Below are 24,268 nucleotides of genomic sequence, written 5' to 3'. Positions count from 1 at the left end.
CCGTGCCCGAGGAGCCCGCCGCCCCGCAGGCCGTGCGGGTCCTCGTCCTCAACTCCGGCTCGTCGTCGGTGAAGTACCAGTTGCTCGACATGCGTGACGGCACACGGCTGGCCGTCGGCCTGGTGGAGCGCATCGGCGAGGGAACCTCCCTGCTGCGGCACACCACGGGCTCGACGGGCGAGACCCGCGAGAGAGCCGACACGTTCGCCGACCACGAGGCCGCGCTGAAGGCGATGGCGGAGGAACTGGCGGTGGACGGACTCGGCCTCGACTCCCCCGAACTGGCCGCCATCGGCCACCGGGTGGTGCACGGCGGACGGACGTTCACCGAACCGACGGTCATCGACGCGGAGGTCCTGGCGGAGATCGAGCGGCTGATCCCGGTCGCCCCCCTGCACAACCCGGCGAACCTCACCGGCATCCGCACGGCGATGGCGCTGCGCCCCGACCTCCCCCAGGTCGCGATCTTCGACACCGCGTTCCACACGACGATGCCGGAGGCGGCCGCGCGCTACGCGATCGACGTGGCGACGGCGGACGAGCACCGCATCCGCCGGTACGGCTTCCACGGCACCTCGCACGCCTACGTCTCCCGGACCACCGCCGAACTCCTCGGCAAGGCGCCCGAGGAGGTCAACGTCATCGTGCTGCACCTGGGCAACGGGGCCTCGGCGTCCGCGGTCAGGGGCGGGCGGTGCGTGGACACCTCTATGGGGCTCACCCCTCTGGAGGGGCTGGTGATGGGAACGCGGTCCGGGGACGTGGACCCGGCCGTCATCTTCCATTTGGAGCGCGTTGGCAACATGTCCACGGACGAGATCGACACTCTTCTCAACAAGAAGAGCGGTCTGATCGGTCTGTGCGGCGACAACGACATGCGGGAGATCCGCCGCCGTGTCGACGAAGGGGACGAAAAGGCACGGCTCGCCTTCGACATCTACATCCACCGGCTGAAGAAATACATCGGCGCCTACTACGCGGTCCTCGGCCGCGTGGACGCCGTCGCCTTCACCGCCGGAGTGGGCGAGAACGCCGCCCCGGTGCGCGAGGCCGCGATCAGGGGCCTGGAGGAACTGGGACTCGCGGTCGACGGCGAGCTGAACGCCGTGCGCGGTGGGGAGCCCCGGCTCATCTCACCGCCGTACGCGCGCGTCGCGGTCGCCGTCGTGCCGACGGACGAGGAACTGGAGATCGCCACACAGACGTACGCACTGGTCGGAAAGGGCGGCGCCTGAACGGGGCGGAATGCCACGCCTGAGCACCCGCCCGCCCATTTGTATTTTCCGCCAGACGGAATATTCCGTTGCGAAACAAACCGATAGGATCGCCTCATGCGCCGTTCGAAAATCGTCTGTACTCTCGGCCCCGCGGTCGACTCCCACGAAAAGCTGGTCGCGCTGATCCAGGCCGGCATGAACGTGGCCCGTTTCAACTTCAGCCACGGCTCGCACTCCGAGCACCAGGGCCGGTACGAGCGTGTCCGGGCCGCCTCGGCCGAGACCGGCATCGCCATCGGTGTCCTGGCCGACCTGCAGGGCCCCAAGATCCGCCTGGAGACCTTCGCCGAAGGCCCCGTCGAGCTGGAGCGTGGCGACGAGTTCGTCATCACGGCCGAGGACGTGCCGGGTGACAAGCACATCTGCGGCACGACCTACAAGGGTCTGCCCGGTGACGTCTCCAAGGGCGACCAGATCCTCATCAACGACGGCAACGTCGAGCTGCGGGTCGTCGAGGTCGACGGCCCGCGGGTCAAGACGGTCGTCATCGAGGGCGGCGTGATCTCCGACCACAAGGGCATCAACCTGCCCGGCGCGGCCGTGAACGTGCCCGCGCTGTCGGAGAAGGACGTCGAGGACCTGCGCTTCGCGCTGCGGATGGGCTGCGACATGGTCGCCCTGTCCTTCGTGCGCGACGCCAACGACGTGAACGACGTCCACAAGGTCATGGACGAGGAGGGCCGCCGCGTCCCCGTCATCGCCAAGGTGGAGAAGCCGCAGGCGGTCGACAACATGGAGGGCGTCGTCGCGGCGTTCGACGCCGTCATGGTGGCCCGTGGCGACCTGGCCGTCGAATACCCGCTGGAGCGCGTCCCGATGGTGCAGAAGCGCCTCGTGGAGCTGTGCCGCCGCAACGCCAAGCCGGTGATCGTGGCGACCCAGATGATGGAGTCGATGATCACCAACTCCCGTCCCACGCGCGCCGAGGCCTCCGACGTGGCCAACGCGATCCTGGACGGCGCGGACGCGGTCATGCTGTCGGCCGAGTCGAGCGTGGGCGCGTACCCGGTCGAGACGGTGAAGACGATGTCGAAGATCGTCGCCGCGGCCGAGGAGGAGCTTCTCTCCAAGGGCCTGCAGCCGCTGGTCCCGGGCAAGAAGCCGCGCACGCAGGGTGGTTCGGTCGCCCGTGCCGCCTGCGAGATCGCCGACTTCCTCGGCGGCAAGGGCCTGGTGGCCTTCACCAAGTCCGGTGACACCGCCCGCCGTCTCTCGCGCTACCGCGCCGCCCAGCCGATCCTGGCCTTCACCACGGACGAGGGCACCCGCAACCAGCTCACGCTGAGCTGGGGCGTCGAGTCGCACGTCGTGCCGTTCGTCAACAGCACCGACGAGATGGTCGGCCTGGTCGACCGCGAGCTGCAGAAGCTCAAGCGGTTCAACGAGGGCGACGTCGTCGTGATGACCGCCGGTTCGCCCCCCGGCGTCCCCGGCACCACCAACATGGTCCGGGTGCACCACCTGGGCGAGGTCGGCCACGCCTGACCTCCGCCCGCCGAACGCCGCTGAGGGCGCCCCCTGTTCGCAGGGGGCGCCCTCAGCGTCTGTGCGGCTCCCGGACGGGCTCTGGACGACTCAGCCGGTCGTGTACTGGTGGAGTCCGGGTACGTGCAGGGTGCCGCCGAACTGGCCGGCCTGGACCACCTTCACCTTGGTGAAGTAGATCAGCGGAATGTTGAGCGGCGGCGGGTTGTCCGGGTCGAAGGTGACCGGTATCAGCCCGAGCAGGTTCCCGGAGATGCTCTCCGTGTACATGATCGTCTTGCCGTCGCGGATGGTGGACGTCGAACCCGACGCGGCCTGCACGTGGTAGGTCTTGCCGGACTGCTTGTCGTTCACGGTCTGGTGAAGGTCGCCGATGTCGGTGCCGTCGGATATGACGTACTTCAGCACCTTCTTGACGGTGCCGTCGGCGGTCTTCACCTTGACTATGCCCTGGTAGTCGGCGCCCTTGAGCAGCAGCGAACTGGCGTTGAGGTACCAGGGTTCGGTCGGCAGGGCGACCTTGTTGTCCACGCCGCCCTCGTCGTCGGTGGCGACCGGGCAGTCCGCCGCGTCCGTGGTGGCGCTCGCGGACGGGCTGGGCGAACCGGTGACCGCGGCGGCCGTGTCCTCGGCCTTCTCGGTGGCGTCCGAGGCCGCCTTCGACGCGGTGTCCGTGACCGTCTTGGCGGTCTCGTCCGCCGTCTCGGTGACCTTGTCGGTCGTGTCCTTGACGGTTTCCGCGGCGGTCTTGCCGTCCGACGTGTCCGAGCCGGCGCTCGCGCTCGGCGACGCGGACGGTTCCGGGGTGGAACTCGCCGTCTCGTCGGGCGTGAGGATGTCCTTGATGGCGTCGCCGACACCCAGCGGGTCGAGCGGGTTCTTGCTGCTCTCGGACGCCGAGGGGGTCGGCGTGGACGCGCTGCTGTCCGCCGCCTTGTCCTGCGTGCTCGCGGAGGCCGAGGCGGACGGGGCGGGCTCGGCCTTGTCGTCGGAACCTGAATCCGACGAAGAGGACGTGTCCTTGTCCGGGGCGTCCGAGGACGCGGAGGGGCTCGGCGTGGCCTCGGCGGAGGCGGACGCGCTCGGGCTCGCCGAGGCGGAGGGCGACGCCGTGTCCGACGCCTCCTCACCCGTGACGGCCTCGACACACGCCTGGTACTCCTCGGCCGTGAGGCTCTTGGAGGTGGCGTGGTCGTCGGCCTGGGCGAGCGTCGGCGTGAAGCCCATGCCCATGAGGACCGCCGTCGGCATCGCCGCTATGGCTATCACCTTGCCGGCGGGCATCTGGAACCTGGTGAACAGCGGCTTCCTCGGGGCCGCGTGGCGCGGCCCGGTTCTCACACGGGACGCCTCCACATCAGTCCCATGGGTCACCTCGTCAGCCGGCACTGTGCCTCCCGTTCGCCCCGTTGGTCGGGCTCGTTCCTGACAGATCGTTCGGGTCGCCCGCGGTGTCCGCCGCCTCGGGAGCGATGGACTCGACAGGCTCGGCCGCCGGGGCGTCCGGCGCGTCCTGCTTGTCGAGGGAACCCGCCGTGGTGTAGCTCTCCTCGGGCTCGCCGGGAACCCAGGCGACCGCCATGGCGCCGCCGAGCAGAGCGAACAGGAAGCCGATCAGGAAGCCGCCCAGGTTGGCCACCGGGATGGACACCAGGGCCAGGAGGATCGCGGCGACACCCGCGAACGTCCGCACGTGCTTCTGGAACCAGAGGCTGATCCCGAGCACGACGAGGAGTACGCCGATGATCAGGGATCCGGCTCCGGCGGTGGTGGACATCGCCAGCGTCAGATGGCCGAGCTGAAGGTGCGCGTACGGGAAGTAGGCGATGGGGAAGCCGCCGAACACGATGTACAGACCGGCCCAGAACGGGCGGTCGCTCCTCCAGTTACGGAAGTTCCGCCGGAACACCTGAAGGTAGTGCTCATCGTTCTGGCCGGGCGCGGCAGGAGTCTCGGCGCTCATGGAAACAGCTCCCTGGAACGGCATTGCTGTGAGAAGTACGCGTTGAGTGCTCCGCGTACGACGGGCGGAGCGGGCGGGGCGGGCGAAGCGGCCTGGGCCTCGACGCCCGCCCCAGGGGTGCTTAGTAGCACTCCTTGGTGCCGGCAGACACCGACATCTTCAGACCGCTGAGCTTGAACGTGCCGGCGGTGGTCGCCCACGCCGTCTGCTTCACGTCGGTCAGCGTGGCCGACTCGGCCTGCTGCGCGAACCCGAAGGGGTTGGCCTGCTCGCCGCCGCCCTTCATGCCCGGACCCTTGGTGGCGTCCTTGGCGGCAACACCGATGTCGATGTTCTTGAACGTCGCGTCGGCGCCGAGGTCCTCGACATCGATGTAGAGGTTGTCGGCGTGAACCGGCGTACCGCCGCCGCCGGCCTTCAGCACGAGGCTGACGGAACCGAGCAGCGGAACGTTCGGGGTGACGACGGACTGGCACATGCCCGTGATGTCGGCGCTCTTGAACGCCGAGACCGCGACGGGGTGCAGCGCCGACTTGCCGTCGAGGCCCGTGCCCTGGTCCAGGGCTCCGTACTGCGAGAAGCCCGTTCCCTCAAGCTTGTCCGCGGTCACCTTGAAGGACTGACCGGAGACACTGAACGATGCGGCGAGAGCACCCTGCGCGAGGGCGACACCTATCGCTGCCGTGGCTGCCACGCTGGGCACCATGACGACGGCGAACCGCTTCCATCTGGTCCCGCCACGCACCTGGGACATAATTTTTCCTCCTTCTCGGACGTACATCTCCTGGCCCTGACTGCCACATTGCGGCGGCTCAGCCGGGCAGGGATGGGAGAAGTGCTACGTCCTCGGGAAGGAGAGCGCCTGTACCCGAAGGTGCGAACCGCACCCGAATCACCGGCGATCACCCCCGAGCGACAACCACTGGTCGCGCCTGACACACATCACGCACAACCTGCTGGACAGGCTCCGCCGGTCGGCGAAGACCCCCCTGTCCAAGAACCGATCGCACTGCTGTCGGTCCTACTCGGTGGGGACCCAGAAAGTCCGCCGACCCGATTGGCTGTCGGGGTGCGGGAATGGACCGAGCGTCGCCGATCGTGGTGCATTCTCGCCGTGGGCACAAGGGGGTTCGTTACTCGCTAGTAACGGCGGGATAACCGAAGAACGACCCGTCGGTATCGGGTGGCGACTCAGGGTGGCCCCGCCGGGGGTGACACAGTGGTCAAATTCCGGACGGAAACAGACAGTTCAGCGCTCGCGACTTACTACGAGTAACAGCGGCCGCGTTTACCAAGTTTTGGTAAAGCGCGGCCACATCCGTCCCTGTCGGCCAATCTTTCACCCGGGCATCACAGGCCCTGACGTTTACGGACTGGTCAGAACAGCGCCCGGGCAAGGGCCCTGCGCGCGGCCACGACACGGGGGTCGTCGGCGCCGACCACCTCGAAGAGCTCCAGCAGCCGCAGGCGTACGGCGTCCCGGTCGTCGCCCGCCGTGAGCCGCACGGTGTCGATGAGCCGCCCGAAGGCGTCCTCCACGTGGCCGCCGACGAGGTCGAGGTCGGCCCCCGCGATCTGCGCCGCCACGTCCGCGGGCTTCTCCGCGGCGTCCTGACGCACCTTCTGCGGGTCGAGCCCCTGGACGCGGTGGAGCAACTCGGCCTGGGCCAGGCCCAGTTTGGCCTCCGTGTTGCCCGGGTCGTCGGCCAGCACGTTCTTGTACGCCTGGACGGCACCGCCGAAGTCGCCCGCGTCCAGCGCCTGCACGGCCGCCTCCAGCAGGACGTCGTACGGTCCGGCCGGCACCTCCTGCGCCGCGGGAGCCGCGCCCGGCGCGGCGTCCGGGTCGACCGTGAGACCGGTCAGGCCGAAGCGCTGCTCGGCCACCTGGACGAGCTGGTCGAGGGTCCCGCGGATCTGCGCCTCGGCGGCGGCCCCCTGGAAGAGCGGCAGGGCCTGTCCGGCCACCACCGCGAAAACGGCCGGGATCCCCTGGACCCCGAACTGCTGCATCAGCATCTGGTTGGCGTCGACGTCGATCTTGGCGAGCACGAAGCGCCCGTTGTACTCGACGGCCAGCCGCTCCAGAAGCGGGCTGAGCTGCTTGCAGGGCTCGCACCACTCGGCCCAGAAGTCGATGACGACGGGCACCTCGGTGGAGCGCTGCAGGACGTCCTGCTCGAATCCGGCCTCGTCTACGTCGATGACGAGGCTCGCGGGAGTCACGGCCCCGCCTCCGCCCTGCCTGGCCGCTTCGGCGCGCGCCTGCTCCGCCTTCGACTTGGCCTCCTGGGCCGCCTTCACCGCGGCGAGGTCGACGACTCCGCTCATGGACATGTTCCGTGGCTGCATGAGTACATCCTCCCCCTTCCTCGCGCACGTGTGAAAAGCGTCGTGAAACCCAGGCTGTGTCAGGCCTGTTCGGCGCCCGGTCCCCACCAGGCGCCCGTGCGGTTGTCGCCGCGGTCGAGCTTTCGCTACGAGTCGTAGCGTAACTGTACGGGAGCACGCTCGCGCGCCGTCCGCCGGTGATCTCCCTCACGGCTTCACAGAACCGCTGGATATCGGCCTGCGATGCGGCCGGATATGGTCAACGGCATGCAATGTCGCTCCCATGCCGCCCGTACGGGTCGCCCCCGCAGTGCGGCCGCGGATGCCGCGATCCTGGAGGCGACGCGCACGGCCCTGGTCGAACTGGGCTGGTCCAAACTGACGTTGGGGTACGTGGCGACGCTCGCGGGGGTCGCCAAGACGACCCTCTACCGTCGCTGGGCGGGCAAGAACGAGCTGGTCGTCGACGCGGTGGCCGAGCTCTTCGACGAGCTGGAGCTCCCCGACCGGGGCAGTCTGGCCGCCGACATCGAGGGTGTCGTGCTCCAGTTCGCGGCGATCCTGGACCGCCCGGAGGCGAAGACGGCGCTGATGGCCGTGGTCGCGGAGTCGACCCGGGACGAGCCGCTGCGGGAGCGCATCCGCACGTCGATCGTCGACCGGCAGAAGCGGCTGGTCATGGAGGGCCGCGCCCGTGCCCAGGCGCGCGGCGAGCTTCCGGCGGAGTCGGACCCGGCCGCCGCCGACCGCACCGCCGCCCTGATCTTCGACGTGGTCGCCGGGGCGGTCGTCCATCGCACCCTGGTCAGCGCGGAGCCCGCGGACGAGGAGTGGGTGCGCTCGTTCACCCGGGTCCTGCTGTTCGGCCTGACCGGCGCCACGGCCTCCGGCCCCTGACCGGCGGGACGGCCTCCGGCCCCTGACCGGCGCGACGAACCGGTGCCGGTGGGTCGTGGGTCGGGGCCGCGGCGGTACATCAGCCCGTCGCTGTCGGACAGAGAAGTGACCGTTAGTGGCGACGGCCATCGATGTACCGCCACGTCCCCTCACGCCGCATTCCGACTGCGGGTGCAGGATCCAGCCCCTCCGGCGCTTGAGGAGCGGGGTCCGGGGCGGAGCCCCAGGGGGTCACCTGTCGGGTGCCGCGCAAGATTTCAGCCCCGGCCGGCAAAAGTTCAGCCCCTCCGGCGTTTGAGGAGCGGGGTCTGGGGCGGAGCCCCAGGGGTGGGACGGGTAGGGGCGGAGGGGGCGAGAACAGGGGGTCCTGGGGCCGGGCGGGGGTGCCGGGGGCGTGAGGGTCCGGGGGCCCGGGTTCGGGCCGGAAGGGGGCAGCCAGGGGCTCCGGCGAGCCGGACGCTCCGGGCAGCGGGGCCGCGCCGGGGTCAGAAGCCCGCCGGCTCCGTGTAGACACCCCACTCGTCGCGCAGAACCCCACAGATCTCCCCCAGGGTCGCCTCGGCCCGAACCGCGTCCAGCATGGGAACGATCATGTTGGAACCGTCGCGGGCCGCGCCGAGCATGGCGTCCAGCGCCCCCCGCACCGCCGCCTCGTCACGGAACCCCTTGCGGGAGCCCAGCACCCGCACCTGCTCACGCTCCACCTCATGGCTGACCCGCAGGATCTCCAGATCGCCCGTCACGGACCCGTGGTGGACGTTGACCCCAACGACCCGCTTGTCGCCCTTCTCGACCGACCGCTGGTACTGGAACGCCGACTCGGCGATCTCACCGGTGAACCAGCCGTCCTCGATCCCGCGCAGGATGCCGGAGGTGACGGGACCGATGGGGTGCCGCCCGTCCGGGTGCGCCCGCAGCCCGCGCTCCTTGATCTGCTCGAAGATCTTCTCCGCGTCGGCCTCGATCCGGTCGGTGAGCTGCTCGACGTACCAGGAACCGCCCAGCGGGTCGGCGACGTTGGCGACGCCGGTCTCCTCCATCAGCACCTGCTGCGTGCGCAGGGCGATCTCCGCGGCCTGCTCGGAGGGCAGCGCGAGCGTCTCGTCCAGGGCGTTGGTGTGCAGCGAGTTCGTACCGCCGAGGACCGCGGCGAGCGCCTCCACGGCGGTGCGCACGACGTTGTTGTACGGCTGCTGGGCCGTCAGCGAGACACCGGCGGTCTGCGTGTGGAAGCGCAGCCACTGCGCCTTCTCGGAGGTGGCGCCGTACACGTCGCGCATCCAGCGGGCCCAGATCCGGCGGGCCGCGCGGAACTTGGCGATCTCCTCGAAGAAGTCGACGTGCGCGTCGAAGAAGAACGAGAGTCCGGGGGCGAAGACGTTCACGTCGAGCCCGCGGGACAGCCCCAGTTCCACGTAGCCGAAGCCGTCCGCCAGCGTGTAGGCGAGCTCCTGCGCGGCCGTGGAGCCGGCCTCGCGGATGTGGTACCCGGAGACGGACAGCGGCTTGTACGCGGGGATCTTCTCGGCGCAGTGCTCCATCAGGTCGCCGATGAGGCGCAGGTGCGGCTCGGGCTGGAAGAGCCACTCCTTCTGCGCGATGTACTCCTTGAAGATGTCGGTCTGGAGCGTGCCGTTCAGCACGGCGGGGTCGATGCCCTGGCGCTCGGCGGCGACGAGGTACATGCAGAAGACCGGCACCGCGGGACCGCTGATCGTCATCGAGGTGGTGACGTCACCGAGGGGGATGTCCTGGAACAGGACCTCCATGTCGGCCGCCGAGTCGATCGCGACACCGCAGTGCCCGACCTCGCCCAGCGAACGGGGGTCGTCCGAGTCCCGGCCCATCAGCGTCGGCATGTCGAAGGCCACCGAGAGGCCCCCGCCGCCGTTGGCGAGGATCTTCTTGTACCGCTCGTTGGTCTGCTCGGCGTTGCCGAACCCGGCGAACTGCCGGATGGTCCACGTGCGGCCCCGGTAGCCGGTGGCGTACAGGCCGCGCGTGAAGGGGTACTCGCCGGGCCAGCCGATCCGCTCGAAGCCCTCGTGGCCGTCCCCCGGCCGGGGGCCGTACACCGGCTCCACGGCGTCGCCGGAGAGCGTGGTGAAGTCGGCCTCCCGCTTGCGCGAGGCGTCGTAGCGGGCCTGCCAGCGTCGCCGGCCTTCCTCGATGGCGTCAGCGTCCATACCGTCGAATTTACTAGGACGTCCTAGTACATGTCGACGGCAAACCGCCGTACGGGTCGTACGGCGGTGTCGGTCAGGCCTCGGCGACCGCGGGAGCGCCCTCGGCGACCTTGGACTCCAGCTCGTGGCTGATGCTGCGCTCCACGAAGAAGGCGGCCGTGGGAATCGTGCCCGCGAGCAGCACCCAGAGCTGCTTGCCGACCGGCCACTTCGCCTTGGAACCCAGGTCGAAGGCGAAGATCAGGTACACGACGTACAGCCAGCCGTGCGCGATGGCGACGACGCGGGTGAAGTCCGCGGCCCCGTCCAGGCCCATGCCGTACTTGGCGATCATGCTGAGGCACAGCAGCACCAGCAGCACGCCGGTGACGTAGGCCATGACGCGGTAGCGGGTCAACACGCTCTTCTTCATGGCACGAGGGTAACCACCCTTTTCGGCCGATCTTCACGCGCCCCCGTGCCACGGCGCCCCGGGCCCGCCGGTGCGTCCCCCGCGCCCGCCGCCGGCTACGCATCGTCGAAGTCGTGCGCGGCGACCCGCAGCGGCCGCAGCATCGCGAAGATCTCCGCGCACTCCTCGGCGTCGTAGACCCCGAGCCCGAAGTCCATCGCCATCAGATCGCGGGTGGCCGCGTCGCAGACCTCGCGGCCCTTGTCCGTGATGGAGGCGAGGGTGCCCCGGCCGTCGTTCGGGTTGGGCCGCTTGTCGACCAGCCCGGACCGCACCAGCCGGTCGACGGTGTTCGTGACGGACGTCGGGTGCACCATGAGCCGCTCGCCGATCTTGGACATCGGCAGCTCGCCCGCCTTGGAGAAGGTCAGGAGCACCAGGGCCTCGTAGCGCGCGAAGGTCAGCCCGTACGGCTTGACGACCCCGTCCACCTCGGCGAGCAGGATCTGGTGCGCGCGCATGATCGAGGTGATGGCGGACATGGACGGCACGGAACCCCAGCGCTGGCGCCAGTGTTCGTCGGCGCGGGCGATGGGATCGAAGGCAAGGCTGAGCGGCTTCGGCACGCCGACGACCTTACCGGCCGGTCACATCGTGGTCAGCCCTGTCTCGCTTTTCGGTACCGGCCCCCGCGGCGGTGGGGTGCGGGGGCGGATCGGCTCCCGCACCCCACCGCCCGCTCCGGTGCTCTACTCGCCCCGCGCAGCGCCCTGTTCGATTCGGCGGGCCGCCAGCGCCAGGGCCGCGCAGGCCACGGTGCCCAGGACGCCCGCGCCCACGATCGTCGCCGTCACACCGGCGAACTCCGCCGCCACGCCCGCCAGGGCCATCCCCACGCCCTGAAGGGTCATCAGCCCGGCCGAGTTCAAGGTCATGGCCCGCCCCAGCAGTTCGTCCGGCACCGCCCGCACGAACCACTGGTCGAGGCCGAGCGTGTACGCCGACCCGGCGCCCGCGAGCACCAGCAGGACCAGCGTCCAGCCGAGACCGGGCCGCAGCGCGTACGCGGCGTAGGGCAGCAGCGTGACGCAGACCAGCGGGAGCGTGAGCCGGCTCCGGGTCGCCGGCCGCAGCCGCGAACCCGCGAACAGCTCCCCCGCGATCGTGCCGACGGGCAGCGCGCACATCAGCAGGCCGAGGCCTGCCGTACCGGCCCCGAGTCCGTCGGCGTACGGCGCCGCCAACGCCTCCGGCACGACGACGAACATCGACGGCACCCAGAAGAGCAGGAGCAGCACGAGGATCCGCCGGTCGGCCAGCACCTGCCGGGAACCGCGCAGGGAGTCGCGCACGAGCGCCTGCCCCTTGTCCGTGCGCGCGGGCCGCCGCCGGGTGCCGAAGCGCAGCAGGGCCGCGGAGGCGAGGAAGGTGCAGACCGTGACGAGGAGCGCGTGGCGCGGGGAGACGACGGTGAGCAGCAGGCCGCCCGTCCCGAAGCCGGCGAGCAGCGCGCTCTGCGACAGGATCCGCAGCAGGGAGCGGCCGAGCACGAACAGTTCCCCGTCGCCGAGGACGTCCGCCAGGGTCGCCGTCCGCGTCCCCTGGAAGACCGGGGCGACCAGGGCGAGCGCGGCCCGCATCATGAGCAGCACCGCGACGGGCGCGCCCGGCAGCACCATCACGGCCACGCAGCCCGCGCAGACCAGGTCGCACACGACCAGGACCCGGCGGGCGGGGAAGCGGTCGGCGACGCCCGCGAGCAGGGTCCCGCCGATCAGGTAGGGCAGAAAGCCGAGCGCGAAGGTCAGGGCACTCAGGAGCGGGGAGCCCGTCAGACCGTAGACGAGGACGGAGAGCGCGATCTCGCTGACGACGAGCCCGAGCAGCGAGAAGGCGTGCGCCACGAAGACGGCACGGAACTCGGGCACGGCGAACACGGGCCCGTACCCGCTCCGCGCGGGCCCCGCCTCCGGGTCACTCCCCGCCGGGGGCACCGCCGCGTCCCCGCCCGGGGCCGCCACCGACCCGCTGCCGGAGCCCCCGCCCGCCGGCCTCCCGCCGACGACAGCCCCGAGAGCATCCTCCGCGGCAGACCCGAGGGCGCTCTCCCTGGCGGGACCGGCCGATTTCGCCGCGGCCCGCCCGGCGGCGCTCGGGACGGCGGACCCGGCCGAGTTCGCCGCGGCGTGCCCGGCGGACTCCCCCACGGCGGGCACGGCCGCGCTGTCCGCGGCAGCCCCGGCGGGCCGCACCCCAGCAGGCCCGGCAGGCGTCCTCGCGGCGTCCTCCGTCGGTGTGGTCGTGTTCCCCCTGGCGGGGCTGGCGGCACGTGCTGGTGTGCTGGGCACCGTCGGTGTGCCCTTCGTCTCTGCTTCCGGCATGGGCGACAGCGTGCCCGGCCGCGCCCCGGCCGCGTAAAGTTTCGGCGTCAGCCGAATGTTCTGGGGTCGTCCATGCCGTCACTGCTGCACTTCGGGGAGGACGACCTCCTCAACTGCCGGTTCGCGGTGTCGCCGCTGTGGGAGACGCAGGAGGCGGTCCGCACGCTCGACCGCCCCGCGCGGCACGGCTACCACGCCCCCTGGCTGCGCCGCATGCGCGCGGCGGCCGCCGGACTCGACCTCACCCCGCTGTGGCTGCTCATGCCGCGGCGCGGCTACTCCCCCGACTGGCTCGGACCGCCCCCGCTGGGCCCGGCGGCGAGCTTCGAGGAGGAGATCGCCGCCATCCGCACGGCCGACCCGGACGTGGCCCGCGAGGAGAGCGCGCGTTCCCTCGCCGACACCCCCGGCGCGCTGGACTCGCCGCGCGGCCGGGCCCTGCTGGCCGACCCGGCCCGCATGGTGCGGGATCTGACGGACCTGCTGGAACAGGCCTGGCACACCCTGGTCGAACCGGACTGGCCGCGGCTGCGCGCCCTGCTGGACGCCGATGTCGCCTTCCATTCCCGGCGGCTCGCCGAGGTCGGGCTCGGCGGGCTCCTCCCGGAGATCGACCGGCGTTTCGGCTGGCGCTCGCACACGCTGACCGTCCAGGTCGGGGGCCGGCACGAGAGGCACCTGGCCGGCCAGGGGCTGGTCCTCATGCCGAGCGTGTTCTCCTGGCCGGACGTGATCAGCGGCTTCGAGCCTCCGTGGCAGGCGACGCTCGTCTACCCCGCGCGCGGCATCGGCGGCCTGTGGACCGAGCCGGCGGACCGCACCCCCGACGCGCTCGTACGACTCCTCGGGCGCGGCCGGGCCACGGTGCTCGGCGCGCTCGACGAACCGGCCGGCACGACCTCGCTCGCGCACCGGCTGCGGCTGGCTCCGTCGTCGGTGTCCGCACACCTCACCGCCCTGCGCGACGCGGGCCTGCTCGTGTCGCGCCGGTACGGGCACCAGGTGCTGTACGAGCGGACACCCCTCGGGATCGCGCTGGCCTCGGGCGGCGACTGACGAGGTGCCGCCGGAAGGACCGGCTGCGCCGGGTGCCCCACCGGGTCACGCCGCCTCCCCCGCCCGAATGACCCGTTGTGCCACGATGAGTGACCGTTCGTCACCCTCGCGCAAGGGAGCAGCATGCCCCGGCTGATCCACGCCCTCGCGGTCCTCGCGGTGCTCGCGCTCACGGCGGGCTGCACGTCCGCGCCCGGGGCCGGCCGGACCCCGGCCGCCGGCGGCTCCTCCGAGCGGTCGGGCCCCGCGGCCCGCTCAGCCTTCTGGGTCGACCCTCGGGGGCCCGCCGCCCGGCAGATCGAGGTGTGGCGCCGCCAGGGCCGGACCGCGGACGCGGCGCTGCTGAAGCGGATCGCGGACGAGCCCGTCGCCCTGTGGCCCGCGGGCGAGGCCGACCCGGGTCCGGCGGTCCGGGCGGCGACCGCGGCCGCGGCCGGGGAAGGGCGGACGGCACTCTTCGTCGCGTACGACATCCCGCACCGGGACTGCGGCCAGCACTCGGCGGGCGGGGCGGCGGACGCGGACGCCTACCGCCGGTGGATCGGCCGGTTCGCCGACGCCCTCGGTGACGGCCGGGCGCTGGTGATCCTGGAGCCGGACGCGATCGCCCACCTCGTGGACGGCTGCACGCCCGCCGCGTACCACGACGAGCGCGAGCGGCTGCTGAGCGAGGCGGTCGTCCGGCTGAAGGGCCGGCCGCACACCAAGGTGTACCTGGACGCCGGGAACCCGTCCTGGATCCCCGACGCGGAGCGACTGGTCGCGCCCCTGGAACGCGCGGGCATCGCGCACGCCGACGGTTTCGCGCTCAACGTGTCCAACTTCCAGACGGACAAGGTCAGCAGGGAGTACGGCGTCCGGCTGTCCGGCAGGCTCGGCGGCAAGCACTTCGTCGTCGACACCAGCCGCAACGGCAACGGCCCGTTGGAGGGGGTCTGGTGCAACCCGCCGGGCCGGGCGCTGGGCACCCCGCCGACGACCGCCACCGGTGAACCCCTCCTCGACGCCTACCTGTGGGTCAAGCGGCCCGGCGAGTCGGACGGGGAGTGCGGGGGCGGGCCCGCGGCCGGCCGGTGGTGGCCGGAGTACGCCCTGGAGCTGACGCGCGGCTCCGCCGGCTGACCGCCCGCGACGGACCGGCATCCGCCCTCCGGCCGTTCGGCCCTCAGGCCGTCCGGCGTCCCGTCGCCGGCGTTCGGCGTCCCGCGTCATCGGACGTGGATCCACTTCGCCTCGGACGGCGTGCCCTGCGCGTCCGTCACGAAGAGCATGTACCAGCCCGGCGGGACCAGCGCCGGGTCCCTCGGCACGTCGACGGTGACCGAGTCCGCCGTCCTCGTCAGCCCCAGTTCGATCGACCGCTGCTCGACGTCCGTGGTGTGGGTGACGGCACTCGGCCGCATCAGCCGGGCCTTGACGACCCGTTCGGGGTGGCCGGTGGCGAAGGTCGCCCGGTGGTTCACGTCGAGTTCCCCGGGGCCCGCTCCGAGCACCGGACGGTTGGCGCCGGCGCGGTGCAGGGCCGGCGGGGTGAAGACCTCCATGCGCTGTTCGAAGTGGCCCAGTTTGGTGTTCCGCCGGTCGTCGAAGAGCGGGTCCGAGCCGAACGTGGCGACCCGGCCGTCGGGCAGGAGCAGCGCCTCGGAGTGGTAGTTGCGGCCCACGCGCGGGGACGCGGCCTCGCGGAAGGCGTTGGTGCGGGGATCGTAGAACTGCGCCTTGAGGATGTTGCTCGCGCCGCGGCCGCGGTAGTCCCGGGAGCCGTTGGTGGTGAAGACGGTGTCGTCCGGCATGATCACGCTGTTCAGATAGCGCGTGCCCTGGGGCAGGTCGGGGCCGTCCTCGAAGGCCGGGCTGTCCTTCTTGAGGTCGACGACGGCGGTGCGGGCGGTGGACTTCCCGGACTCGCCGACGCCTCCGCCGCCGAGGATCATCACCTTCTGGTCCTGGGCGGGCGGGAGCAGGACCGACGCGGAGGTCTCCGTCCGGTCGGCGTCCCGCAGGCCGGGCACCTTCTGGAAGGTGTTGGTCCGCGGGTCCCACAGGCCCGGCTCGCGGCCCTGGTCGGCGGGTCCGTACCCGGCGTTGGAGGCCGGGTAGAAGAGCTTGCCGCCCTGAGTGAGGAAGAGCGCCGGGTAGGTGGGGAAGTAGCGGTGGGGTCCGGGGCCCCACTTCTTCGTCACCGGGTCGTAGATCTCGGTGTCGCCGGGGTCGACGACCCCGACGTCGTCGAGGCCGGAGACGGCGAGGACGCGTCCGTCGTCGAGTCCCACGAGGGTCGGGTACCAGCGGGCCTTGTCCATCGGGTCGACGGGGATGTACCGCTCGGCCTTCGGGTCGAACTCGTAGGCGGCCCTGATGCCCTGGAAGTCCTGCTTCTCCAGGGTGATCCGCTCCGAGAGGCCGTACGTGTTGCGGGCGTCCTCGCCGCGCAGGCCGACGATCTCGTACTGGGCCTGCCGGTCGGTGACGGACCCCGGCCCCTTCTCCTCGGCCTCGACGAAGACGCGGGCCTCTCCGGCGGTGACCTCGGTCCGCCAGGGCTGCATGGCGCCCTTGCGGTCGTAGGTGACGATCTGGTTCCGCGTGGCCCTCGGGACCGTCACGTCGGCCCCGCTGACGTAGTCGACACCGGCGGGCGAACGGAAGACGGTGCCCTTCTTGAGGACGACGGCCCTGTCGGGGTTCTCGTTCTTCACGCGCATGCCGCCGCCGGCCCGCACGACCTCGCCGTCCAGCTTCTCGTAGCGGGCGGTGCCGCCGGCCACGAGCATCCGGCCGTCGGGGAGCTGGGCGTGTCCGGAGCAGAAGAAGTCGTCCGGTGTGGGGATCTTCTTGAAGGTGTCCGTCCGCGGATCCCACAGGATCGTGTCGAAGGTCCCCCGGTCGAACTTCCTCTGCTCGTTGCCCGATCCGGCGACGATGAGCACCTTCCCGGTGTGCAGCAGGGCCGCGTGGATCGCGTTGGTGCGGTACCGCTCCGGGATGTCGACGCTGCTCCAGGAGCCGTACTTCGCGGTGTAGGCGGGCCGGGAGATCCTGTAATCGTGGTACGCCTCGCCGGCGAAGCCGAGCGCGGCCGGGGCGTTGAGCGCCGCGAGGACGGCGATGCCCGTGATGCCGAGCAGCGTCTTCCTCGTCGTCTTCGCCTTCTTCGCCTTCTTCGAGGGCCGGTGGGCCATGGCCTAGCTGCCTCCTGTCGTGGAGCCGGTGACCGTGACGGGCGTGGCCGCCACCGATTCGCGGCTGTCGGGAACGCGGACGGAAGCGGGCGCCGGGTGCCCGGTCCGGCCGTCCCGGACGCGGGTGCGGATCCACACCGCGACCGGGGCGAGGCAGACGGCCATGGCCAGCACCGCCCAGATCCGCATGGCCGCGTGGGTGTGACCGAGGACGGCCGAGGCGCCCAGCGAGACGGCGAGCAGAGCGGCCCAGCCGAGATGGACGCGGAAGGTTCCCAGCCGGTCGGGGCTCGCGTCGCGGCCCTTCGGGGTCACGACGAAGCGGCTGGGGCGCCGGACGATCGCCTCTCCCAGTGCCTTCAGGTAGACGGGGGCCGACAGCGCGGACATCGCCATGCCGGCCAGGCCGCCGGAGCCCTCGGGTTCGTGCGGCGAGACGTTGTGCCGCCGGTTCCACAGGTACAGACAGATCTGCAGGGCGGCGGCGTCGCCGTAGAGCATCAGCCACACGGACGCGGTGACCTGCGTCCCGGACGCCCCGAACCACAGGAACAGGAAGCAGCTCAGGATGCCCAGAAGCCAGTTGACGGCCGTCATCGGGTAGTAGACGAGCATCAGCGTGTACGAGAGGAGCCGGCCGGGAGGCATGGTGAGCAGCGCCTTCCCGTACTGCTTGATCAGGGTCTCGTAGGTGCCGCGGGACCAGCGCGTCTGCTGGGTGAAGAAGTCGGTCCAGGTGGAGGGCCCCTCGCCGACGGCGAGCACGTCCGGGGTGTAGACGGACCGCCAGTGCCGGCCGGTGCGGGGATTGCGGTGTCGGTGCACCTCGAACCCGGTGGCCATGTCCTCGGTGATGGAGTCGTAGAGCCCGCCGATCTGCTTGAGCGCGGCGATCCGGACGACGTTGTTGGTGCCGACGAACATGGGTGAGCCGTAGCGGTTCCCGGCGCGCTGGATGAGGGCGTGGAAGAGGAACTGCTGGGACTCGGCGGCCTTGGTGACGGGGTTCTCGTAGTTCCCGTACACCTGGGGGCCGACGACGAAGGCGACGTCGGGGTCCCGGAAGTAGCCCATCATGCGCTCGAGGAACCCGGGCAGCGGGACGTGGTCGGTGTCGACGGAGGCGAAGAAGTCGTAGGCGTGCCCGTACAGGGTGAGCCATGCGTTGTAGTTGCCGTGCTTGGTGCGGGCCTTGTGGCTTCCCTCGGGCCGGTTCCACTCGGGCACGCCGAACCGGGTGAAGTGCCGGACGCCGAGCTCGGCGCACAGGGCTCTGGCCTGGTCGTCGTCGCCCTCGTCGAGCAGCCACACGTCGAGGGGGCCGGTGTGGGTCAGCGCGGTGGCGGCTTCGAGGGTGGCTCGGACCGTGGCGAGGGGTTCCTTTCCCGGGACGTAGGTGGTGAGGAAGGCGACCCGGGTCCCCTGCGCGGGCAGGACGGGCACGGGGTCGCGCGCGACCAGCGTCGCGTGGGCGATGCTCATGACGTTGACGACCATGAAGAGTTCGATCAGGCCGATGGTCACGAGCATCGTGGTGTCGAGGGCGGCCGGCCAGGGCTCGCCGCCCTCGCGTCCCGCCCAGTGGGAGGGCCACACGAGGTAGACGAGGAGCGCGCCGGTGAGGACCGGGGCGAGGGTCGTCAGCAGGATGGCGGCTATTCGGTGCGGCTCGCGCGACAGGAGCTTGGTGTACTGCACCCGGTGTCCGGTGCCGGACGGCTCGGTCAGGGGTCCGGCGAGCCGGCTGTAGCTGTCGTAGTCGTAGCCCGCGGGCCGCACATCGCCCTCCCGTGGTTCAACGAGTCCGGTGATCGTGGTGGCTGGTACCCACACATAAGTGGAGTTTTCGCGACACGTCGAGCGGGGCGGGTCCGAAGGGGTGCGGCGGCGGGCGGGCGGGTGGTCTTCGGCCCGCGTCCGCCGTCCGGGCGGGGCGGGTGTGCCTCTTCGGCCGTGGAACCGCCTTCCCGTGTGCGGCGGGTGACGCGGGCGCGGGGCGGACAAGCGAGAACCCCGGCCCTGGGGACCGGGGTTCTCGCAGCGGGGCCGCACCCCGTTTCGCATCGATATGCCGACATACCGTCATGCGGCCATGCCGTCATGCCGTCATGCCGACAGGTGCCGCTCCACCGTCTCGACCTTGGAGGTGAGGCCGTCCGTCACACCGGGACGGATGTCGGCCTTCAGGACGACCGAGACGCGGGGCGCGCGCTCCTCGACGGCGGCGACGGCGCGCTTGACGACGGCCATCACCTCGTCCCACTCTCCCTCGATCGAGGTGAACATCGCGTCGGTGCGGTTGGGCAGGCCGGACTCGCGGACCACGCGGACGGCGTCGGCGACGTACTCCCCCACGTCCTCGCCGACACCCAGCGGTGTCACGGAGAAGGCGACGATCATGCCTTCACGGCCCCTTCCCCGAAGGCGCGGGAGGCGACGACCGCGTCCTCGGCCTCGCGCTTGAGCTTGCGCTCGGCGAAGAAGCCGCCGGTGGGCAGGACGGAGAGGACGAAGTAGAGGGCGCCGGTGCCGACGCTCCACCGGGCGCGGTTCCAGGCGTCCGCCCAGAAGATCACGTACAGGATGAAGAGGACGCCGTGGACCGCGCCCATCACGGGGACGGCGTTGAAGTCCGTGGTCCGCTTGAGCACCGAGCAGACGAGCAGCAGCAGGAAGGAAACGGCCTCGGGGGCCGAGACCAGGCGGAGCCGGCGGAGTGCGGTGGCGGTCTTTATGTCCACGGGTCACCTTCGGTGGAATTGACTGTCGGGGGAACGCTTCCTTGTGAACGCAAGCACAAGCGTCACGGCCATTGTGGCATCCACCGGGCGGGATCCCGGGTCCGGGGGCCCGGACGACACCGGGCGATACCGGACGGGACGGGACGGGAGCCCCTAGGGGGCGGATCAGGGACGGGATCCACCCGGAAGCCCTGTCGGTGGTCCGGCCGTACGGCTACCTTCACAGCGTGGCGATGTTTCGACTTCAGGGCAGCAAGGTGCTGGCCGTCGACATGACCGGGGACGCCGTGAAGGCGAAGAACGGCTCCATGGTCGCGTACGACGGTCAGATGGCCTTCAAGAAACTCAGCGGGGGCGGTGAAGGGCTCCGGGGGATGGTGACCCGGCGCCTGACCGGCGAGCAGATGACGGTGATGGAGGTGAAGGGGCACGGCACCTGCTGGTTCGCGGACCGGGCCTCGGAGATCAATCTGGTGGCCCTTCAGGGGGACAAGCTGTACGTGGAGTCGAGCAATCTGCTCGCCACGGACACCGGGCTGCGCACGGGCACGACGTTCACCGGACTGCGCGGCGCCTCGCAGGGCAACGGTCTGTTCACGACCACCGTCGAGGGCCACGGCCAGGCGGCGATCATGTCGGACGGGCCCGCGGTGGTGCTGCGGGTCAGCGCGCAGTACCCGCTGACGGTCGACCCGGGGGCCTACATCGCGCACCAGGGCAACGTGCGACAGTCGCTGCAGTCCGGTGTGACGTTCCGCACGCTGATCGGCGAAGGCGGCGGCGAGGCGTTCCAGATGCGCTTCGAGGGCGACGGGCTGGTCTACGTCCAGCCCAGTGAGCGCAACACGATCGCGGGGGATGTGTGACATGGCGTTCCGCGAGGTGAACTCGAAGATGGTCGAGGCGACGGTCGTGCCGGGGCAGCGGCTGTTCAGCCAGCGCGGCGCGATGCTCGCGTACAAGGGCGAGGTGTCCTTCACTCCGAACGTCCAGGGCGGGCAGGGCGGGGTGATGTCGATGATCGGCCGCCGCCTGGCGAACGAGGCGACTCCCCTGATGACCGTGGAGGGGTCGGGCACGGTGCTCTTCGGGCACGGCGGCCACCATGTCCACGTGATCAGCCTGACGGGTGACACGCTGTACGTGGAGGCGGACCGGCTGCTGGCCTTCGACGGGGCACTCCAGCAGGGCACGATGTTCCTGGGCTCGCAGGGCGGCGTCATGGGCATGGTGCGGGGACAGGTGACGGGCCAGGGGCTCTTCACGACCACGCTCAAGGGGCACGGGGCCGTGGCCGTCATGGCGCACGGCGGCGTCTTCGAGGTCCCGATCACCCCGCAGCGGACGGTGCACGTCGACCCGCAGGCGTACGTGGCGCACCACGGCGACGTGCGCAACAAGCTGTCCACGGCGCTGGGCTGGCGCGACATGGTGGGACGCGGCTCGGGCGAGGCGTTCCAGCTGGAGCTGAGCGGCAGCGGTTCGGTGTACGTCCAGGCCTCGGAGGAGAAGCTTTGAGCGGGTACGGAGCCCCCGGCGGTCCGGTGATCCACGATCCCCTGTCGCTGCCGGCCGACGACAACGTCAACAACTACACCTTCTGCGTGGAACTCAAAGGGAGCGAGTGGTTCCTGCAGAAGGGCAAGATGATCGCCTACTACGGATCGATGGAGTTCAACGGCATCGGGCACGGTCGACTTGACCGTCTTGTCCGTACGTCGTTCCATTCGCCACTGCACGCGAGCGACTGGGTCGTGGCACAGGGCTCGGGCAAGATGCTGCTCGCCGACCGGGCCTTCGACGTGAATTCGTACGACCTCGACGACGGCAACCTGACCATTCGCTCCGGCAACTTGCTCGCTTTTCAGCCAAGTCTCGCGCTCAAGCAGTCGATCGTGCCGGGCTTTCTGACACTGATCGGAACCGGCAAGTTCGTGGCCGCGTCCAACGGCCCGGTGGTGTTCATGGAACCCCCGATCAGGGTGGACCCGCAGGCCCTCGTCGGCTGGGCGGACTGCCCCTCCCCTTGCCACCACTACGACCACGGGTACATGACAGGCGTGATGGGCGGTCTACGTGCGATGACGGGCCTCGGAGGGGCCTCCGGCGAGGAGCACCAGTTCGAGTTCGTGGGGGCGGGTACGGTGCTGCTCCAGTCCACCGAGATGCTGATGGCCGAGCAGGCCACGGGGGCGGTCCCGCAGCAGGCCGGAGTGCCCGGCGCGGGAGGGGTGCCCGGTCAGCACGGGCAGCAGGCCGGGGCACCGCGCCTTCCCGGACAGCTGGGAGACCTCCAGCGTCGCTTCGGGCTGTGAGCGGTAGTCTGCGGAGTGTGACGTCGAACGCACGTCGAACACGTGCGCACTGTCACACAACCCCTCACTAGTTCGCATTTCAACATTTTAGGTAGACTTCATTCATGGAGACCGAGACGGCCACGCGCTGGCTGACCGATGCGGAGCAGTGCGCCTGGCGCACCCACCTGGAGGTCAACAGGCTGTTGACGTACCAGCTTGAGAGGGACCTCCAGCCGTTCGGGCTGACGATGAACGACTACGAGATCCTGGTCAACCTCTCCGAGTCGGAGGGGGTACGCATGCGGATGAGCGACCTGGCCTCCGCCACCCTCCAGTCCAAGAGCCGGCTGTCGCACCAGATCACGCGCATGGAGAACGCGGACCTGGTGCGCCGGGAGAACTGCGAGTCCGACCGGCGGGGACTGTACGCGGTCCTCACCGAGCACGGTATGGAGACCATGAAGAAGGTCTCGCCGCACCACGTGGCGTCCGTGCGGCGGCACTTCATCGACCTTCTGTCGCCCGAGGCGCTCGAGGACCTGCACAAGTCGCTGCGCCCGATCGCCGAACACCTGCTGGGGCAGCGCGGCAAGCCTTAGGACCGGGCGCCGCCCCCGCGGCACGATCCCGACGGAAGCCTCAGCCGGGCAGTCGCTCGCCGTCCGTCACCTCGGGCCGCGAACCGCCGGCCACACCGTTCCCCGCGTCCGCACCCGGACGCGGGGTTCGTGCGCTTCGTACGCAGACCAGGGCCGCGGCCATCGCGGCCGCGCCCGAGACGGCGAAGCACAGGCCCAGCGGCAGCCGGCCCACCAGGAGGCCCGCACCGGCGGTGCCCACGGAACTCCCGGCGTTGACCGCGGTGTTGACCCAGGCGCCGGCCTGGGTGCGAAAGCCCGGCGGGGCCGCCGCGTCGGCCACCAGATACGAGGTCGTCAGGGCCGGGGCGACGAAGAAGCCCGCACAGGCCACGGCCACGACCAGCGCCCCGAGGCCCTGGGCGAGGCCCGCTCCGAGCAGGGCGAGGCCCAGCGCGCCGGCCAGCAGCGGCAGCCGGGCACCGGGCGCGGTCCGCCAGTCGACCGCGCCGTTCAGCAGACCGCCGAGGGCGCTGCCCAGCGACAGCGCGGCGAGCACCCAGGCCACGACGCCCGAGCCGTGGTGGTGCCGCTCGGCGAACGCCATGACCAGCAGGTCGACGGCGCCGAGGGACAGACCGACGCCCGACGCCACGACGACGGGCCGGGCCAGGGCCCGCCGCAGGGGCCGGCCGCCCTGCCGGGGACGCCCGCCGCTCGGCGCCTTGGCCGTGGCCGGGCGGACGCCCGCGACGAGCGGGGACAGGACGAAGGCCAGGGTGCCGGACCACACCAGCAGGGCGCTGAGCGCGACGGCGGCGGCGGGCGGCGCCGTCTGCACGACCGCGCCGACGACCAGCGGACCGGAGACGAAGAGGATCTCCTCCACGACGCCGTCGAGGCTGTACGCACGCTGCAACAGCCGTTCGTCCTGGATCACTTCGCCCCACACGGCACGCATCGTGGGACCGAGCGGCGGGGTGCAGGCACCCGCGGCGACCGCGAGCGCGCCGACCGCCGGCACGGGAGCGCCGGGGCGCCAGGCGGTCACCGCGAACGCCGTGAGCAGGCCCGCGTAGAGCGAGGCCATGGGGATCAGGGCTCGGCGTGGGCCGTAGCGGTCGATCAGCGCCGCCCGTGCGGGCGACAGGAACACGCTCGCGGCGCCGAACAGCGCCATGACCGTGCCGGCCACGGCGTACGACCCGGTGGCGCGGGTCGTGGTGAGCATCATGGCCAGGGCGACGACGCCGTACGAGAGACGGCCGATCATGGCCGCCGCGAAGGTGCGGCGGGCGTGGGGCATGCGGAAGAGCGCGGCGTAGGACGGCCGCGGGGGTGACGCAGACATGGTGAGGTTCCTCAACACCGAGGCGGGGCGGGGGTCGTCGAAGTGCCGCGACGGCACAGCCGTGGTGCTGTGTTCGCGTCGCGGGTCCGGGTGGCCCCTACGCCAAGAGGAGGAACATGCCGTCAACGTAACAGCGCCCACGAGGAGTCGGC

Annotated in this window: 22 protein-coding genes; 9 read left to right on the top strand and 13 right to left on the bottom strand. The window is 71.1% G+C overall.

Features of this window, described 5'->3' with window-relative positions; genetic code table 11:
- Positions 1-2: 2 nt before the first annotated feature.
- On the top strand, positions 3-1,235 hold the full coding sequence (locus tag ACFYYF_RS37225) for an acetate kinase (protein ID WP_388782949.1): 1,233 nt from the start codon (positions 3-5) through the stop codon (positions 1,233-1,235).
- Positions 1,236-1,331: 96 nt separating this feature from the next.
- On the top strand, positions 1,332-2,762 hold the full coding sequence (gene pyk, locus ACFYYF_RS37220; protein WP_361683263.1) for a pyruvate kinase: 1,431 nt from the start codon (positions 1,332-1,334) through the stop codon (positions 2,760-2,762).
- Positions 2,763-2,852: 90 nt separating this feature from the next.
- Here the strand turns inward: pyk and ACFYYF_RS37215 are convergent, their stop codons facing one another.
- The 4 genes from ACFYYF_RS37215 to ACFYYF_RS37200 form a co-directional block, all read right to left on the bottom strand.
- The gene (locus tag ACFYYF_RS37215; RefSeq protein ID WP_388782900.1) at positions 2,853-4,151 is read right to left on the bottom strand and encodes a hypothetical protein; all 1,299 of its coding nucleotides are present in this window, start codon (positions 4,149-4,151) and stop codon (positions 2,853-2,855) included.
- Positions 4,141-4,725, bottom strand: coding sequence for a DUF6114 domain-containing protein (locus ACFYYF_RS37210; RefSeq protein ID WP_361683267.1), 585 nt, complete (start codon positions 4,723-4,725; stop codon positions 4,141-4,143). The genes ACFYYF_RS37215 and ACFYYF_RS37210 overlap by 11 nt, the downstream gene beginning before the upstream one ends.
- Positions 4,726-4,846: 121 nt before the next feature.
- The gene (locus tag ACFYYF_RS37205) at positions 4,847-5,482 is read right to left on the bottom strand and encodes a DUF6230 family protein (RefSeq protein ID WP_361683485.1); all 636 of its coding nucleotides are present in this window, start codon (positions 5,480-5,482) and stop codon (positions 4,847-4,849) included.
- 620 nt (positions 5,483-6,102) lie between these two features.
- Positions 6,103-7,077, bottom strand: a complete 975-nt coding sequence (locus ACFYYF_RS37200) for a tetratricopeptide repeat protein (RefSeq protein WP_388782897.1) — start codon at positions 7,075-7,077, stop codon at positions 6,103-6,105.
- Positions 7,078-7,323: 246 nt separating this feature from the next.
- Here ACFYYF_RS37200 and ACFYYF_RS37195 point away from each other — a divergent pair, with 246 nt between their 5' ends.
- Entirely contained in the window at positions 7,324-7,953 is a 630-nt protein-coding gene (locus ACFYYF_RS37195; protein WP_361683271.1) for a TetR/AcrR family transcriptional regulator, read from the top strand.
- Positions 7,954-8,438: 485 nt separating this feature from the next.
- Here the strand turns inward: ACFYYF_RS37195 and ACFYYF_RS37190 are convergent, their stop codons facing one another.
- The 4 genes from ACFYYF_RS37190 to ACFYYF_RS37175 all read right to left on the bottom strand — a co-directional run bounded on the left by ACFYYF_RS37190 (position 8,439) and on the right by ACFYYF_RS37175 (position 12,524).
- Entirely contained in the window at positions 8,439-10,139 is a 1,701-nt protein-coding gene (locus ACFYYF_RS37190; RefSeq protein ID WP_388782894.1) for a methylmalonyl-CoA mutase, read from the bottom strand.
- A 73-nt stretch (positions 10,140-10,212) separates the two neighbouring features.
- The gene (locus tag ACFYYF_RS37185) at positions 10,213-10,551 is read right to left on the bottom strand and encodes a DUF3817 domain-containing protein (protein WP_361683275.1); all 339 of its coding nucleotides are present in this window, start codon (positions 10,549-10,551) and stop codon (positions 10,213-10,215) included.
- Positions 10,552-10,646: 95 nt separating this feature from the next.
- Entirely contained in the window at positions 10,647-11,156 is a 510-nt protein-coding gene (locus tag ACFYYF_RS37180; protein ID WP_388782890.1) for a MarR family winged helix-turn-helix transcriptional regulator, read from the bottom strand.
- 123 nt (positions 11,157-11,279) lie between these two features.
- Positions 11,280-12,524 (bottom strand): MFS transporter, encoded by a 1,245-nt coding sequence (locus tag ACFYYF_RS37175; RefSeq protein WP_388782946.1) that lies wholly within the window; start codon positions 12,522-12,524, stop codon positions 11,280-11,282.
- Positions 12,525-12,983: 459 nt separating this feature from the next.
- Between ACFYYF_RS37175 and ACFYYF_RS37170 the strand changes: the two genes are divergently transcribed.
- Both ACFYYF_RS37170 and ACFYYF_RS37165 read left to right on the top strand, forming a co-directional pair.
- Positions 12,984-13,967: a DUF5937 family protein gene (locus tag ACFYYF_RS37170; RefSeq protein WP_361683283.1), complete on the top strand. Its 984-nt coding sequence runs from the start codon at positions 12,984-12,986 to the stop codon at positions 13,965-13,967.
- Between the two features lie 123 nt (positions 13,968-14,090).
- Positions 14,091-15,089, top strand: coding sequence for a glycoside hydrolase family 6 protein (locus ACFYYF_RS37165; protein ID WP_388782886.1), 999 nt, complete (start codon positions 14,091-14,093; stop codon positions 15,087-15,089).
- Positions 15,090-15,175: 86 nt separating this feature from the next.
- Here ACFYYF_RS37165 and ACFYYF_RS37160 read toward each other — a convergent pair whose 3' ends face one another.
- The 4 genes from ACFYYF_RS37160 to ACFYYF_RS37145 form a co-directional block, all read right to left on the bottom strand.
- Positions 15,176-17,149, bottom strand: coding sequence for a galactose oxidase-like domain-containing protein (locus ACFYYF_RS37160; RefSeq protein ID WP_388782883.1), 1,974 nt, complete (start codon positions 17,147-17,149; stop codon positions 15,176-15,178).
- 3 nt (positions 17,150-17,152) lie between these two features.
- Complete coding sequence (locus tag ACFYYF_RS37155; protein WP_388782943.1) at positions 17,153-18,928, bottom strand: glycosyltransferase family 2 protein; 1,776 nt, start codon at positions 18,926-18,928, stop codon at positions 17,153-17,155.
- Positions 18,929-19,255: 327 nt separating this feature from the next.
- A complete protein-coding gene (locus tag ACFYYF_RS37150; protein ID WP_361683289.1) occupies positions 19,256-19,549 on the bottom strand; it encodes an MTH1187 family thiamine-binding protein in 294 nt (97 codons plus the stop codon).
- Complete coding sequence (locus tag ACFYYF_RS37145) at positions 19,546-19,890, bottom strand: DUF3817 domain-containing protein (RefSeq protein ID WP_361683291.1); 345 nt, start codon at positions 19,888-19,890, stop codon at positions 19,546-19,548. Before ACFYYF_RS37145 ends, ACFYYF_RS37150 begins: the two co-directional genes overlap by 4 nt.
- A gap of 233 nt (positions 19,891-20,123) precedes the next feature.
- Here ACFYYF_RS37145 and ACFYYF_RS37140 point away from each other — a divergent pair, with 233 nt between their 5' ends.
- The 4 genes from ACFYYF_RS37140 (at position 20,124) to ACFYYF_RS37125 (ending at position 22,786) form a co-directional block, all read left to right on the top strand.
- Entirely contained in the window at positions 20,124-20,756 is a 633-nt protein-coding gene (locus ACFYYF_RS37140; RefSeq protein ID WP_361683489.1) for an AIM24 family protein, read from the top strand.
- 1 nt (position 20,757) lies between these two features.
- Complete coding sequence (locus ACFYYF_RS37135) at positions 20,758-21,408, top strand: AIM24 family protein (RefSeq protein ID WP_361683293.1); 651 nt, start codon at positions 20,758-20,760, stop codon at positions 21,406-21,408.
- The gene (locus ACFYYF_RS37130) at positions 21,405-22,205 is read left to right on the top strand and encodes an AIM24 family protein (RefSeq protein WP_361683295.1); all 801 of its coding nucleotides are present in this window, start codon (positions 21,405-21,407) and stop codon (positions 22,203-22,205) included. Before ACFYYF_RS37135 ends, ACFYYF_RS37130 begins: the two co-directional genes overlap by 4 nt.
- 104 nt (positions 22,206-22,309) lie before the next feature.
- Complete coding sequence (locus ACFYYF_RS37125) at positions 22,310-22,786, top strand: MarR family winged helix-turn-helix transcriptional regulator (protein WP_103550943.1); 477 nt, start codon at positions 22,310-22,312, stop codon at positions 22,784-22,786.
- Positions 22,787-22,826: 40 nt separating this feature from the next.
- On the opposite strand, the gene ACFYYF_RS37120 is transcribed toward ACFYYF_RS37125, so the two are convergent.
- Positions 22,827-24,116 carry an MFS transporter gene (locus ACFYYF_RS37120; RefSeq protein WP_388782878.1) on the bottom strand — a complete coding sequence of 430 codons (1,290 nt, stop codon included), beginning with the start codon at positions 24,114-24,116 and terminating at the stop codon, positions 22,827-22,829.
- Between the last annotated feature and the right edge of the window lie 152 nt (positions 24,117-24,268).

Source organism: Streptomyces sp. NPDC001914, from assembly GCF_042891215.1.
In the GTDB taxonomy this organism is placed as follows: Bacteria; Actinomycetota; Actinomycetes; order Streptomycetales; family Streptomycetaceae; genus Streptomyces.
The sequence above is the reverse complement of the archived record's forward strand: the minus strand, read 5'-3'. Positions and strand labels throughout refer to the sequence as shown.